We start from the raw sequence: 13,341 nt of genomic DNA, 5'->3' as shown, positions 1-13,341 counted from the left end.
CAACACGAATTTGACACCCGCCCTGCGCGCCCTGGAATGGCATGCCCAGGCCGGCGCTCTGCGTGAGTGTTGGCTGTTGGGCACTCGGATGAGCCGCACGGATGGCACATTGCAGCATGGCTCAGCCTGGCTGGCCCCTGTTTTGCAACGCTGGTTTGAACTGCTGCACCCGGGACTGAAAGTAAACTTCAACCTGGTGGCGCCGGTACCGTCGCGGTCCTATTTTCAGCTTTGGCAGAAAGTGGATGAGATTTTCACCCGTAGCCCCTATCGGCCAGAAAACATCATATGCGACATCACTGGCGGGCTTAAGTTGATGAGCGTCGGCGCAGCTTTGGCTTGTCTCGTTCCTGGTCGTACGATGCAATACATGGCCAGTGACCGCGACTGGAAGGGTGAACCGATCGACAAGGGAAAAATGGAGCCTGTCCTGGTGGATATCACGCCCTACCTGATCTAGTAAGATGGCACTGAGGCCAACACGCCTGGCGCTTTGCAAGGCGCCAGGCGCGTGATGGGTTCCTGTTTTCGCCAATCCAGCTCCGTTTCAACCAACGCCTCCTGGACTCTGAAAAACTGCAAAGCTGGTCGTAAGGCCCTTTCTGGCTTATCAAGAAGGATTGTCAATCATGCTCATTGCCATTGTACTCAAACTGACCGCGGATCGCAACCTCGCCCTGCCGCCGCACCTGGGGCGGGCGAATTATGCGGCGACGCTGCGCCGGCTGGAGGAGGTGGAGCCAGGGCTGGGTGATGTGGCGCACGCGGGCGAGGGGCCGAAGCCGTTGACCTGTTCGTCACTGCTGAATCATCTGCCGCGCGGAGGACAGTCGCTGATCCGCGCCGGCGAAGAGGTGCAGGTGCGCATCACCGGGCTGGAGGCGCGTATCAGCCAGGCGCTGGCCCGCGGTCTGCTGGAGCAGCCGCCCGCAACCTGGGAACTGGACGGCGAGGTCTTCCAGGTGACGGGGGTGGTGTGCGACGAACGCCAGCACAGCTGGACCGGGCAAGCCACTTACCAGGAACTGCTCAGCACCTATGTGCATAGGGCGGACGAGGCGTCGGCCCAGGTGCAGTTGGAGTTCGGCAGCCCGACGGCCTTTTCGTCCAAGGGGCTGACCATGCCGGCGCCGCTGCCCTACCTGGTCTTTGGCAGCCTGGCGGACCGCTGGAACGCGTTCAGCCCGATTCCGCTGGCGTCCGACACGCGCCAGTTCGTGGAAGAAAACGTCGCGCTCAGCCGCTTCGATCTGCACACACGGCCGGTGCAGACCAAGAACAGCGGTCTTTACATCGGCGCGGAAGGCATGGCCCAGTACACGGCCGTGCGCAGGGATCGCTACTGGCTGGTGGCGCTCAATGTGCTGGCCGATTTTGCCCTCTTCAGCGGCGTGGGCACGCAAACCACCATCGGCATGGGTCAGGCGCGGCGCCGCTGGCCTGAATCGTAACCACCGCATTCCTGCTCACTGCGCGCGCCAGCTTGGACAGGATTGACAGGATGAACAGGATTTTTGCCCTGTGGTGGGCATAATAATCGGCACAGAGAGCCAAATCTCCTGTCAATCCTGTAAATCCTGTCCGACTCCCTGGCAGCCTGAGCAGCCACACCCCCGCGCTAATCATTCCCCCGTGCCAACGCACAACCAAATCGTCAGACGGGGGAAACCAGGGGATCAAAGAACCTGGTTTTTTCTTTCATCCTTTGTCTCTGAAAGGAGTTCCTGATGCGCTCTTGCTCTGCCTGTCAGTATGAAAATCCGGATGATGCCCTCTTTTGCGCCAAATGCCAGACCGCGCTGAACGCGCCGCCGTCCGCCGTCAGGGGGCGGCGTTCACGTGGGCGGCGACGCGGGCGTGGTGCGCGTGCATGACGAATCGCAGACCGTGAACAACATCACGATCAGCATTGCGCCGCAAAAAGCTGGCCGATCTGATGCGCGTCAGCGGGCAGGAGGCGGGCGCAGCCGATGAGACTGAACGCCTGGCGCTGAGCGGCGGCGCACTGGCGGCCGAAACCAGGCTTGCTCTGAGCGAGTTCGAGGTGGGCGCGGATGAGCAGGAGATGGTGCTGCGGGTGTTCGCGGCGCCGCCCGGCCTGGACGCAGCCCGCGCGGCTGAGCCGGCGCCTGCTGGTGCTGACAGCCGCGCCGGGCAGCGGCTGTTACACCGCCGCGCTGGCGCTGGCCCTGCAGTTGCGCGATCAACAGGCCCGGCATGGCCCCGCGCCGCGCATCTACGCGCTGCCCCAACGCCTGGTCGTTTCCACACGCAGCCTGTTGAACGGCGAACAGGCGGCCAATACGATCCTGGTGGTCTATGACCAGGGCGAGCCGGCCAACGCGGTGGTGCGTGAACTGAGCGAGGAGCGCCAGCAGCCGTCGGTGACGCGCATTCGCGCCACGCTGACCCAGGTAAAAAGCACGCTGATCCTGGTGTGCAGCCAGACCTCGCCCCTGATCGCCAATGCGAGTGTGCGCCGTGCGCTGCAGGAGGCCGGCGCCCTGGTGGAAATCGGCGCGCCGCCGCCGGGCCAGGTGCTGGAGCGCCATGTCACCTGGGCGGCCGGCGATGAGACCTGGCAGCAGTTGACCGCGGGCCTGCGCGAGCGGGTGGAATGGCTGGCGCAGCGCTTGCGCCTGCCGCGGCGCATTGCCAAATTCGCCCAGTTCTATGCGCGCAGCCTGGCCGAGCAGTGCCGGCCGGACGATGTGGAGGCGAACTGGCGCCTGGCCGAGCGCCTGGCCGCGACCGCGCTCGATGTGCGCGCTGAGGCGCGCAGCCTGTTCAAAGGGCTGACCGATGATCGCCTGCGCTGGCTGGCCGTCACCCTCTGCCTGTTTCACGACGCCCGCTTGACCGATTTCTGGCGGCTGTACGAGCTGCTCAGCGCGCATGGCCGGGCGCTGCAGGAAAACCGCCGACCGCCGCCGGCGGCCGAACAGCCGGCCGCAACCGCCGGCGCCGCGCCGGCGCCTCTGCCCAGCCTGTTTGCCGACAACGACGCGGACCTGCTGCTGGCCGTGCATGGCGAGGTGGTGACGGTGGAGGAGCGCCTGGAAACGGGCGTGGCGCAGGTGCGCCGCGTGCGTTTCGAGGACGCCGAGCTGCAGAGCGCCATGCTGGGCTTTTTGCAGGAAAACCATCACGCCCTGTTGCTGGGCCTGGCGCCGCTGCTGGAGACGCTGGTCAAGGAGGGCAATCTGGAGGTGCGCATCGCGGCGGCGCGTGCGCTTGGTGCGATCGGCACGCTGGACTTTGGCCGCCTGCTGCAGCCGCTGCTCGAACGCTGGCGTGACAGCGATGCCGCGTTCGTGCGCGCGACGGTGGGCTATACCCTGGATGCCGTGCTGGCGGAAGGGGGCGCGAGCGCTGAGGCGCTGCAATTGCTGCACACCTGGGTGGAGACGCGGCCCGCGGGCGGCGATCGTTGGAAGCGGCAATGGACTGTGGCGGCTGCGCTCAAAATTATCGGCCAGCAGCGCATTGACCTGGCGCTGGCGGAGATGAAGCGCCTGGGCCTGGCCTTTCACCTGGTCAACGACCGCCAGGCGGTGGGCCAGGTGCTGCCAGCCTTCAGCTTTACGCTGGTGGTGCTCAGCCTGCAGGGGCATGTGCGGCCGGTGTTGCGTGTACTGACCGCGTGGATGCATGAGCCGCAACTGCCCAGCCACACGCTGCGCCTGACCGCGGCGCTGGTCTGGGCGCAGGTGATGGACGTTTACAATGACCTGGCGCAAGCCGAACGCCAGCGTGCCACGGGCGGCCCGTATCATGAGATGGTGCGCCTGGCGCTGGCGGGCGAGGAAACGAGTCTGTTGGTGGACAGCGTGACGCAGGCGTTTTTGGGCTGGTGCGACATCTGGCAGCAGGATCAACGGCAATACCGCGTGGTGCTCGACATCCTGCAGATGTGGGCGGAGGATGCGGCCGGCAGTACACCGGCGCGTGCGGCCGTCCAGCAGTTGATCGCGCAGGTCTGGCGACGCCTGGCGCAGGGGTCAATCCACGACGCGCCGCGTTTTTTCGAGGCTGGCCTGAGGCGCTGGCGCGCCGATCGCCGCCGTCACCCTGGCGCGGCCGCGCTGGCGGTTGCATTGTTGGCGCGTGAGGTGAGCAAGGACTGAACCGCTAAGACGCGAAGTCCGCGAAGTCCGCGAATAAGACTGGCGATTTCTTGCACAGAGACCAAGTATTCTTTCGCCACGAATGGCACGAATTTGTACGAAGGCAAAGGAGCAGATGACGATGGTAACTGAAAACTATCTGTTGGAAAGCCAGGCCGTGCAGGCGCTGGCGGTGGGCGAACTGCGCGAGTTTGTGCGCAGCCAGATGGATTTGAGCGGGATGATGCTGTTTATCTGCAAGCGCATCGGCCAACAGCCGGTGCTGCAGCGGGTCCTGCGCGCCAGCGACAAGCTGACACTGGTGGACCGTGGCCGGCTGCAGATGCAACTGCGCAACGACGACGAGCGCATCATCGGCTACCTGGTCAACCTGGAGGAGGCGCGACCGTTCGAGGCCAAAGCCAATTTTCGCCTGGGCGACCGCGTTTCGGAGTTGAACGCGACGATCAAGCTCTATTTTCACATCCTGGACCCTGAAAAGATCGTGCGCAACATCAACCAGGACCCGCTCAAGCGTCTGTGTGAGGAGATTTGCGCCGAGCTGCAGAAGCTCTTCAGCACGCTGCTGCGCTACCAGGACATTGATACCAACCTGGCCAAGGGCGAAGCGATGGCGACAGCCCTGGGCGACCGCCATCACCTGGGGCTGGGGGTGGAGAAGGTGTCCGTTGATTTCGAGCTACCGGAAACCGTGCGCAAATCGTTGGAGGAGATTGTGGCGATCCAGATCAAGCGCGATCTGGAGGGACAAAAGCAGCGCGACCTGCAGGATAATCTGGAGCAACTGGAGCGGCAGAAGAGTCAGGATATTCGCAAGGAGGAGATTGCCGTCGAGATTGCGCAGGCCACGCTGGATGCCGGCCGCAAGAAGCTGCAGAGCCAGATCGAGCGTGAAGCGATGGAGGCTGAGGCGGAGAAGGCACGCGAAAGCCGGCGCATGGAGGCAGAAACGCGACGCAAAGAGCACGAGCTGCACTTGCTGGCGATGCAGATGGAGCACATGGACCCCCACAATCCGGCCTCGCTGCTGGTGCAGGATGCGGAATTTCGCCGCAGCTACCTGCAGATGGTGCATACCCAGGAGATGGAGAAGATTCGACGCATGGCCGATGTGCAGGTGCAGCAGATGGATCAGGATAAGCAGATCGAACTGCGCTACGCCGAGGCGCGGCTGCAGTTGATTCAGGAGTATCTCAAGAAGAAGGGCGATATTCTCGAACAGGATGAACTGGAACGCCTGGTGGAAATGCTGGACAAGGGGCGGCCAGACCCCGGAGCGGGTAGTCGTCGGCTGTTGGAGGCGCCGGTTGCGTCGCAGCCGAGGCCGAGGCCGGCGGCCGTGGTGAAGGAAGAGCATATGCAGGGAGAGGAGGTGCTCGAGGGGAAGTGGGCCGTCGCAGAGGCGCCGGCCGAATGAATTCGACGCCCGCCGAATGAATTCGGGGCGAAGGGGCGTGCCGCGCGGGGGGTCGCCCGCCGAATGAATTCGGGCGAAGGGCGCCCGCCTCGGAAGGGGGCCGCGCGGCCGCGCCGTGGGCCCCCGAATGAATTCGGGGCGAAGGGGCGTGCCGCCGCGAGGTCGGCCTGCGCCGACCCGGATTGCGTCCACGCAGGTGGACGCCCGGCGGAACGCCCGTGAGGTGCGATTTCAATCGCCGACCGGCGCCGACCCGGGGTGGGGGGAATGAATGCCGTCGAATGAATTCGGGGCGAAGGGGCGTGCCGCCGCGGGGGGCCGCCCGCCGAATGAATTCGGGGCGAAGGGGCGTGCCGCCGCAAGGTCGGCCTGCGCCGACCCGGATTGCGTCCACGCAGGTGGACGCCCGGCGGAACGCCCGTGAGGTGCGATTTCAATCGCCGACCGGCCCCGATGTCCCAGGTGGACGCCCGGCGGAACGCCCGTGAGGTGCGACCTCGGTCGCTCTCGAATTGTTGATGTGAGAAAGAAAGGATCTGACTATGGCTACTACGATTGTGTGTCCGTCATGCCGGCGAAACATTCCGGCCGACGCGAAGTTTTGTCCCTATTGCCGCGCCAGCCTGGCGACGGCGTCGTTGATGTGTGCGTCGTGCCAGAAGGCGATTCCGGCCGATGCGAATTTTTGCCCGTTTTGCCGTACGCCGGTGGCCGGCCGGCGACCGCCGATCCAGGAACACCGCTGGGCACGCGGTGCGGATGATTTTGCGACGCGGGTGGATGTGCAGGACGTGCCCGGCTTTTTCAGCAAGTCGCTGGTGGTGGAGCCAGGGGTGCGTGCGTTGATTCTGGAGGATGGCGTGGCTGCGCGCGGGGAACTGAGCGCCGGGCGCTATACCCTGCACACGTTCCTGGGCACGCTGCATTGGCCGGGCGCGCCCAACCGTTTCACGGCCATTTTGGTGGACGCGGGCGATGTGTCGCTGACCTTCGAGTTGAACGGTCTGTACACTCGCGATCCGATTCCGGTGGCGTTGACCGCGACGGTGCTGCTGCGGTTGACCGATGCCCAGGCTTTTCTGATCAATGTTCTCAAGGGACAGGTGCAGATGGGGACGGCCAGCCTGCGTGATCTGTTGACGGGCGAGGTGGCGGAGGCCGGCCGCGCGGTGCTGGCGACGTGCGCCGCGGCCGATCTGACCGGCGCGCATGATCCGCGCAACCGCCTGGAGAGTGAGATCGGCACGCGGTTGGCGCTGCCGCTGGCGCGCTGGGGACTGTCGTTCGTGAGTCTGCGCACGGCCGATTATCACAGTGAGCGGTTGGAAGGGGTGCGCCAACTGCAGGGGGAATACTGGCTGCTGGTCAGCGAGGCCGAGGCGAAGCTGCACGGCCGCCAGCGCCTGGCCGATGTGCTTTCGGCGCATGAGGTGCAGGATGTGGCCGAGGAGGTGCGCAAGGTGGCCCTGCACCGTGAGCGCGTGCGGGTGTGGGCGCAGTTGCGCGAGGTGCTGCTTTCGGACCGCATGGATGAGATTCACAACGCCGAGGCGCTGGCCGCGGTGGTGGCTGAGGTGGATCGCACGCACGCGCTGCGCCAGCACGAGGTTGGCACGCTGAAGCAGTTGCTGGCCGAGCAGGGTGCGGACCGCCAGGCGGTGCGCGCGCATCTGCTGGCGCGGGTGGAACTGGAACGCCAGCGCGAGGTGCGCCTGGGTGAATTGGCGCTGCGTAAGGATGTCGAGCAAGAGGAACTGGCGCGCAATCAGGAGATCGAAAGCCGGCGCCTGGAGGGGATGATGGCGCTGGAGACGCGGCGCTGGCAGGCTGAACTGGAACGCCGCACGCAGGAGACCGCGGCGCAGCGCGCACAGCAGGCCGCGGCGGACATGGCGCAGCGCCAGCGCACGTTGCAGGATGCCTTGAACGAACTGGAGGTGGCCAAGGCCAAGGCCAAGACTCAGGCGGAGATTGATCGCATCGAGCGCGAGGAGGACCGCCTGGACATGGAACTGGGCGCGCTGAGCCTGGAGCGCATGCACGCGGTGCGGCGCAAGGAGGATGCCGAGCGGATGCGCATGGAGTTGGAGCGCAAGGCGGCCGAAATTCAACAGGAGATGGGCCGCGCCGCGGCGGAGATGGAGCGGCGGCTGCGTGAGGAAGCGGAGCGCCATCGCCTGGAGATGGAACGCAAGCGGCATGAGCTGGAGCAGGAACGCCAGCGCCAGGAGTTCGAGCTGACGCGCACGCGCACGCTGGCCGAGCAGGGGGTGGCCGGTCTGATGACGCTGGCGACGACGCCGGAGCAGGCGCGGCTGTTGAAGGATGTGGCCTTGCTGGCGCAGGCGCGCGATCTGTCGCCAGCGCAGTTGGAAATGGTGATGGCCGCGCTCTCGCCTGACCTGGCGCGCGCGCTGGCTGAGAAGTTCAAGGCGCAGGCGGCCGTCAGCACGCAGGCAGGCCAGGCGCAGCCGGTGTACGAACGCCTGTTGGTCGAGATGAAGGCGATGGGCGCCGAGCAAGCCGCACTGCAGGAACGCTACGCGGAGCGCATGCAGGGGATGTACGACAAGGGCATGGACACGACGCTGGGCACGGCGCAGGCCAATGCCGGGCGCGTGGAGCCGGCCGCGCCGCCGGTGATCCTGCCGCCCGCGCCCATCCCGCCGGCGACCGCGCGGCGCGGACGCCGGCGGCCGGCGGCCGCGCGCGTGCAGGCTGACGATGAGGCGCTGGCGGATGATGATGATAATGGTGATGAAGCCGCGGATGGCGCTGATCATGAGGACGCGGCGGATGATGCGGCCGGCGCTGAAGGTCGGGTGACCTGCCCGCGCTGTCAGCAGCAGACGCCGACCGGGCGCAGGTTTTGCATGCACTGCGGGGAGGATCTGTAACCATGGATGCGACACGTGGGATGAGACGAGTTTTCAGACGCCTGGCCGCACGCGATGCTCGTCGGCAGGCGCGCGAGGAGGCTGACCCGGCCGCGCCGGCGCCTAGTGAGCCACTGACACAGGCGCCAGCCGCACCGACTTCAGCGCGCGCGGCGCCGGCCGATTCACGACCACCAGGCGGCCCAACGTCGCCGCCGGCCAGGCCGCGGCAACCACAGCCGCGACGCCCGCTGGGGGGCGCGGCCAGGCCGGCGGCGCATCCTACGCATCCGCGGCGGGGCGGGCGCAGCGCCGGCGCGGTGTTCGATGACCTGGTGACCGCGCGACGGCGGCAGGCGGAAGGGCGGCAGGCTGGGGCGCGGGCGCAAAAACCGGCGGGCGTGGTCACAGCGGGGGCTGGCAGGTCGGGCCGGGAAAGAGCGGTTGCGCCCGCGGCGGTCAAGACGCCGGGGCTGGAGGCGGCCTTTACGCCGGAGAGCCTGGGTCGGGCCTGGCTGCACATCAAGGCCAATGGCGGCGGCCCTGGCGTGGACGGGGTTTCGCTGGATGATTTCACGGCCCATGCCGAGGCGGAACTGGCCGCACTGCGCCGCGATGTGCTCGGCGGCGTCTACCGCGCCACGCCGATCCGGACGGTGTGGGTGCCGAAGCGCAGCGGGGAGGGGCAGCGTCCGCTGGCGAAATGGACGATTCGCGACCGTGTGGCGCAGCGGGCGCTGGTGGAGTACCTGGAACCGACCTTCGAGAAGCGCTTTCTCGATTGCAGTTTTGGCTTTCGCCCCGGCCGCGGGGTGCAAGACGCCACGGCGCGTATTCTGACGCTGCGCGATCAGGGGCTGCGCTGGGTGGTGGATGCGGATATCAAGAAGTGCTTCGAGCACATTGACCCGGGCCTGCTGCAGCAGCGCTTGCGCAGTGAGTTGGATGATCCCGGCCTGCTGTGGCTGCTGGAGGGGTGGATTCAGGTGCGCATCATGAACGCGCTGGCGGGGCAGCGTCCCACGGCCGGCACGTCGCAGGGCGGGCCGATCTCGCCGCTGCTGGCGAATATCTATCTGCACCCGCTGGATGTGAAGCTGACGCAGGCGAAGCTGAACCTGGTGCGTTATGCCGATGACCTGGTGGTGCTGTGCCCGCGGCGTCAGGATGCCGAGGCGGCGCTGGCGCAGGTGGAAGATGGGCTGCGCGAGCTGCGCCTGGAGTTGAATCCTAAGAAGACGCGGTTGGTGAGCTTCGACGAGGGGTTCCAATTTTTGGGCGTGTTCTTCATCGGCAATAAGCATCATTACCTGGGATTTTGAGTTTAGGAGGAGCGATGCCGGTTATCTATTTGACCGATCAGGGCGCGATGGCGCACAAGAAGGGCGAGCGCCTGATTGTGGAGAAGAAGTCGGATGTGATTCTGGACATGCCGCTGATCCATGTGGAGCAGTTGGTGGTGATGGGCAATGTGCAACTGTCGGCCGCGTTGATTACGCAGCTGCTGCTGCAGGAGGTGGATGTGGCCTTTTTCTCGTCGTATGGCAAGTATCGCGGGCGCTTGACGCCGCCGGCGCTCGGTTTTGCGCAGTTGCGCCATCGGCAGTACCAGGTGCTGGGCAATGCGCAGACCGCGCTGCCGATTGCGAAGCAGGCGATTCAGGCCAAGCTGGCGAATCAGCGGCGGACGCTGGGACGCCTGGCCGCGACGGCCGGTAGCCAGGTGCAGGCGACCGTGCTCAGGGCCACGCAGACGATGCAGGGGATCGAGGGGCAGGTGGGCGCGGCGCGTGACCTGGACAGCCTGCGCGGCTATGAGGGGAGCGGCGCGGCGGCTTACTTCGGCGGTTTGAAGGATCTGTTGCCGCCGGGCTGGGGGTTCAACGGCCGGCAGTATCGCCCGCCGCCCGATGCGGTGAACGCGGCGCTGAGTTTCGGCTATGCGCTGCTGCAGAGCGCGGTGCTGGGCATGGTCAACCTGGTGGGGTTCGATCCGTACCTGGGCTTTTTCCATACGATTGATTATAACCGCCCGTCGCTGGCGCTCGATCTGATGGAGGAGTTCCGGCCGGTGGTGGTGGATGCGATTGTGGCGCCGCTGTTCCTGCGGAATCAGTTCACGGCGCAGGATTTTCGCCGCGAGCCGGGCGCCAAGCCGGGGTGTACCTGGTGGAGGACGGCCGCCGGCGCCTGATCGAGGCGCATGAGAAGCAGATGGCGACGCCGGTTCCCTATCCACGCAAGAAGGAGACCACCGCGCTGCGCCGCATCATCGAGGAGCAGGCGCGCCACCTGGCGAATGTGGTGCTGGGGGAGGCGGGGAGTTATCAGGGGTACGAAGCGTAAGTGCAAAGTGCAAAGTGCAGAGTACAAAGTGCAGAGCGCAGAGTGCAAAGTGCAGAGCGCAGAGTGCAAAGTGCAGAGCGCAGAGTGCAGAGCGCAGAGTGCAAAGTGCAAAGTGCAAAGTGCAAAATGCAGAGGGCAGAGGGCAGAATGTAGAGGGTAGAGCGCTTTGTACTTTGTACTTTGTATTTTGTATTTTGCACTTCTGTCCGGGGGTTTATCATGGCGAAGACGACGCAGTTTGTGTTGGTGTGTTATGACATTCCGGATGATCGGCGGCGGACGAAGGTGATGCAGACGCTGTTGGATTTTGGGCGGCGGGTGCAGTATAGTGTGTTCGAGTGCGATCTGAAGGCGAAGGATCTGGATCGGCTGCTGAAGAAGTTGGGGCGGCTGGTTGACAAGACGGAGGATAGTGTTCGTTTCTACTTTTTGTGCGAGTCATGCCTGCCGAAGGCACTGGCGATGGGCGCGGAGACGGAGATGGGCGATGCGCGGGTGGTGGCGAGGATTTTGTGACAACGCTGAACGCAGAGTGCAGAGTACAGAGTGTTTGGAGCGCGAAGGTACGAAGGGGAGCGAAGACGCGAAGCGCGAAGACGCCAAGAGCGCAAAGAACTGTCTTCTCTTGGCGTCTTGGCGTCGAAGCATTTTCAGGTCAGCATTCAGCATTGGTCAAAAGGGTACAATGAGGTCGTCGTCGTTTGCTGTGGTTGCTGCGATTTGGGGCGGCGGTTGACTGATCGTGGCTGATGACTGGCTGTCGGCGACGGCGGGCGGCGGCAGCGCGGGGGTGGGCGGTTCGCTTTCGGCGACGGCGAGGATGCGGTCGAGGCGGAAGACGCGTTCGGCGCGACGCAGGTGGCAGTAGGCGATGAGGTAGGTGACGGCGCCGCGGGTTTCCAGGCGGTAGGGGTCCACGCGGCGATGAGTCAGCTCGCCGCGTCCGGCTGTCCAGTAGGTGAGTTCGACGCTGTGCTCGCCGGCGATGGCGGCGGTCAGGCGAGCCTGGTTGTCGGCCAGGTTGACGGGATGGGGGTTGTCGAGGGGTGGGCCGGAGTAGCCGTCGAAGGCGGTTTGCAGGCGCGTGAGCAGTTCTTCGGCCAGGGCGTGCAGGTCGGAGGCGGTTTCGGGGGGGAGGCCGGCGGCGATTTGATCGAGGATGGCGGCGGGGAGGCGCACGGGCAAATCGGTGAAGCGGTTGAGCTGCTGGAAGACGAGGCCGGCGAGGTAGAGGTAGCCGCTGTTGGCGATCTTGGGCTTGCCGGGGCGCGTGCCCCCGGCGGCGTTGGGAATGGTCAGGCGGTGGGGGATGCCCAGGAGGCGCAGGCGGCCGATCAGGCGCGGCAGGTGACGATCGGGGATGACGATCAGGCGCCGGTTGAGGGTGCGCCCAAGCAAGGGGCGCAGGGTGCGGCGGGTGGTGAGCGCAGTCAGGTGCGCGGGGTCGGTCGTTTCGAGCACGGTGAGACGGTGGATGGTGATGGGGGCCGGGGTGGCAGCCCAGCGGCGCAAGGTGGCATACTCGTCGGCCGCGATTGGGCGGCCAGCCGCGTCGCTGAGGAGTTGCAGAACGGCGTCGAGGGTGGTGTCGCTGGCCAGGGCCAGGGCCAGATCATCCGGGCCGAAGCTGAGGCTGCCGAACTGGCTGATGAGGGCGTGGAGGCGCGCCAGGTCAACCTGGGCGGTGGCCAGGGCAGCATCGTGGTCGGGCAGGCGCAGGGTGATGCGCTCCGGGTCCAGGCTGAGCGTGAAGGGTTGCGGCGCGGGCAGGGGCGATAAGGGCGCGGCTTGGAGAAACGCACGCGCGGCCGGAGTCAGTTGAACCTGCAAGCGGTTTTCGGTTTGCAGGTTGACGCAGCCGAGCCAGGTGAGGGGGCCGAGGAACAGGTCGGTCAGGAGATGGGGCAGGCTATCGTCAGCGGTGGGGGTTTGCCACCAGACGGGCTGGGGGTGCAGGAAGCGTTTGAGTTCCTTGAGTAGTTGGGGAATGGTGCGCCATTCAGCGGCCGGTGCGAGACCGAGCAGGTGCTGCAGGTGTTGGACGAGGGCGATGGGGTCTGGGGTGGCGGCGCCGGGGAGGCGGAAGGTGCGCCAGGGGTCTGGTTGGAGCCAGGCGTTCCAGAGCTGTTGGATGCGCACGGTGGGGGCGGCCTGGAGCCAGAGGGGGAGGGTGGGGCTGGGTTTGATGAAGTCGCCGACGGGGGCGAGGAGGCCGAGGGTGTGGGCCAGGTAATGGAGGAAGTGGAGCCGGGGGGCCTGGAGTTCGGAGCGCAGGCCGGGGAATGGGGCGGGGCGCCGGGTTTGCTGGTTGAAGCGCTGGAGGAAGGGGGCGGGCAGCCAGCGTTGATGAACGGGGGCGATGTCGTGTTGGTGGAGGAGGGCGAGGAGGACGGTGAGGTCGTAGAGGGCGTCGAAGAGGGGCGGTTCGTAGGCGAGGCCAGTTGGCGGCTGGGGGTGAAGGGGAAGATTCTGGAGGAGGTGTTGGCGGAGGAAGACGCGGTGTTCGTCGGCGAGGGTGAACCGGGGCTGGCCGCCGGCGCGGTCAGGGGGAGCGGGGAAGATGAGGCCGAGGTAC

General features: G+C 65.9%; 10 protein-coding genes and 1 pseudogene. 10 read left to right on the top strand and 1 reads right to left on the bottom strand.

Features of this window, described 5'->3' with window-relative positions; translation table 11 throughout:
* From IPF85_RS28150 to cas2, 9 genes are all read left to right on the top strand, one after another.
* A partial coding sequence (locus IPF85_RS28150; protein WP_343411368.1) for a hypothetical protein occupies nucleotides 1-460 on the top strand: 460 nt, incomplete at its 5' end.
* 169 nt (nucleotides 461-629) lie between these two features.
* Nucleotides 630-1,451 (top strand): CRISPR system precrRNA processing endoribonuclease RAMP protein Cas6, encoded by an 822-nt coding sequence (cas6, locus tag IPF85_RS28145; protein ID WP_343411367.1) that lies wholly within the window; start codon nucleotides 630-632, stop codon nucleotides 1,449-1,451.
* Between the two features lie 603 nt (nucleotides 1,452-2,054).
* Nucleotides 2,055-4,127, top strand: a complete 2,073-nt coding sequence (locus IPF85_RS28140; RefSeq protein WP_343411366.1) for a HEAT repeat domain-containing protein — start codon at nucleotides 2,055-2,057, stop codon at nucleotides 4,125-4,127.
* A 121-nt stretch (nucleotides 4,128-4,248) separates the two neighbouring features.
* Nucleotides 4,249-5,544, top strand: coding sequence for a hypothetical protein (locus IPF85_RS28135; RefSeq protein WP_343411365.1), 1,296 nt, complete (start codon nucleotides 4,249-4,251; stop codon nucleotides 5,542-5,544).
* A 542-nt stretch (nucleotides 5,545-6,086) separates the two neighbouring features.
* Nucleotides 6,087-8,441, top strand: a complete 2,355-nt coding sequence (locus IPF85_RS28130) for a zinc ribbon domain-containing protein (protein WP_343411364.1) — start codon at nucleotides 6,087-6,089, stop codon at nucleotides 8,439-8,441.
* 2 nt (nucleotides 8,442-8,443) lie between these two features.
* Nucleotides 8,444-9,742: a reverse transcriptase domain-containing protein gene (locus tag IPF85_RS28125; RefSeq protein ID WP_343411363.1), complete on the top strand. Its 1,299-nt coding sequence runs from the start codon at nucleotides 8,444-8,446 to the stop codon at nucleotides 9,740-9,742.
* Between the two features lie 14 nt (nucleotides 9,743-9,756).
* On the top strand, nucleotides 9,757-10,614 hold the full coding sequence (gene cas1 / locus IPF85_RS28120; protein ID WP_343411362.1) for a CRISPR-associated endonuclease Cas1: 858 nt from the start codon (nucleotides 9,757-9,759) through the stop codon (nucleotides 10,612-10,614).
* Nucleotides 10,590-10,766 (top strand): hypothetical protein, encoded by a 177-nt coding sequence (locus IPF85_RS28115; protein WP_343411361.1) that lies wholly within the window; start codon nucleotides 10,590-10,592, stop codon nucleotides 10,764-10,766. Before cas1 ends, IPF85_RS28115 begins: the two co-directional genes overlap by 25 nt.
* A gap of 219 nt (nucleotides 10,767-10,985) precedes the next feature.
* Entirely contained in the window at nucleotides 10,986-11,282 is a 297-nt protein-coding gene (gene cas2, locus IPF85_RS28110; RefSeq protein WP_343411360.1) for a CRISPR-associated endonuclease Cas2, read from the top strand.
* Between the two features lie 156 nt (nucleotides 11,283-11,438).
* Here cas2 and IPF85_RS28105 read toward each other — a convergent pair whose 3' ends face one another.
* A complete protein-coding gene (locus tag IPF85_RS28105) occupies nucleotides 11,439-12,905 on the bottom strand; it encodes a WYL domain-containing protein (RefSeq protein WP_343411359.1) in 1,467 nt (488 codons plus the stop codon).
* Between IPF85_RS28105 and IPF85_RS28100 the strand changes: the two are divergent.
* Nucleotides 12,894-13,341 (top strand): annotated as a pseudogene (locus IPF85_RS28100) (hypothetical protein); the annotation flags it as partial. The gene IPF85_RS28105 and the pseudogene IPF85_RS28100 overlap by 12 nt on opposite strands.

The organism is Candidatus Amarolinea dominans (assembly GCF_016704685.1).
Classification (GTDB): Bacteria; Chloroflexota; Anaerolineae; order SSC4; family Amarolineaceae; genus Amarolinea; species Amarolinea dominans.
The sequence above is the reverse complement of the archived record's forward strand: the minus strand, read 5'-3'. Positions and strand labels throughout refer to the sequence as shown.

Excerpts from the sequence above, each read along its gene's own strand:
- cas6 (WP_343411367.1), top strand. The coding sequence starts at position 630 with ATGCTCATTGCCATTGTACTCAAACTGACCGCGGATCGCAACCTCGCC.
- IPF85_RS28140 (WP_343411366.1), top strand. The coding sequence starts at position 2,055 with ATGAGCAGGAGATGGTGCTGCGGGTGTTCGCGGCGCCGCCCGGCCTGG.
- IPF85_RS28135 (WP_343411365.1), top strand. The coding sequence starts at position 4,249 with ATGGTAACTGAAAACTATCTGTTGGAAAGCCAGGCCGTGCAGGCGCTG.
- IPF85_RS28130 (WP_343411364.1), top strand. The coding sequence starts at position 6,087 with ATGGCTACTACGATTGTGTGTCCGTCATGCCGGCGAAACATTCCGGCC.
- IPF85_RS28125 (WP_343411363.1), top strand. The coding sequence starts at position 8,444 with ATGGATGCGACACGTGGGATGAGACGAGTTTTCAGACGCCTGGCCGCA.
- cas1 (WP_343411362.1), top strand. The coding sequence starts at position 9,757 with ATGCCGGTTATCTATTTGACCGATCAGGGCGCGATGGCGCACAAGAAG.
- cas2 (WP_343411360.1), top strand. The coding sequence starts at position 10,986 with ATGGCGAAGACGACGCAGTTTGTGTTGGTGTGTTATGACATTCCGGAT.